Source organism: Blautia sp. MCC270 (assembly GCF_018785605.1).
GTDB classification, from domain to species: Bacteria; Bacillota; Clostridia; order Lachnospirales; family Lachnospiraceae; genus Blautia_A; species Blautia_A fusiformis.
The window spans coordinates 1-489 of sequence record NZ_WQQD01000101.1; the positions used below are offsets into that span (position 1 = coordinate 1).

The 489-nt window shown below is 46.0% G+C and carries 2 tRNA genes and 1 rRNA gene; all 3 read right to left on the bottom strand.

Annotated elements, in window-relative coordinates:
* Positions 1–179: 179 nt before the first annotated feature.
* Positions 180–253, bottom strand: a tRNA-Ile gene (locus tag GPK58_RS12680).
* Between the two features lie 23 nt (positions 254–276).
* Positions 277–349: transfer RNA gene (locus GPK58_RS12685), tRNA-Ala, on the bottom strand.
* 5 nt (positions 350–354) lie between these two features.
* Positions 355–472 (bottom strand): 5S ribosomal RNA (gene rrf, locus GPK58_RS12690).
* Positions 473–489 lie beyond the last annotated feature (17 nt).

A 489-nucleotide genomic window follows, 5' to 3' on the forward strand; every position in this document is an offset into this window, starting at 1 on the left:
TTAATTTCTTAATACTTTGCGTTTAAGGATATTTGATTAACTTAATCAAATCTCATGTATGCAGTTTTCAAGGTACAATGTATTGGGCTTTATTACTTAAAACCCAATGGGCTTAAGTGGACCTTTGCCCTATTGCTCATGATTATGAACTTTTCGGGGTTCTGGTTCATTTAAACCAGTGGGCTTAAGTGGACTCGAACCACCGACCTCACGCTTATCAGGCGTGCGCTCTAACCAGCTGAGCTATAAGCCCATCTTGAAATCTTTCGATTTCAGTGGAGATGAAGAGATTCGAACTCTCGACCCCCTGCTTGCAAGGCAGGTGCTCTCCCAACTGAGCTACATCCCCATTTGATCTGGCAGCCACCTGCTCTCCCACACCGTCTCCAGTGCAGTACCATCGGCCGCTTAGGTCTTAACCGTCGTGTTCGGGATGGGAACGGGTGTGTCCCCTAAGCGCATCGCTACCAGAAATATCATTATTCAGTT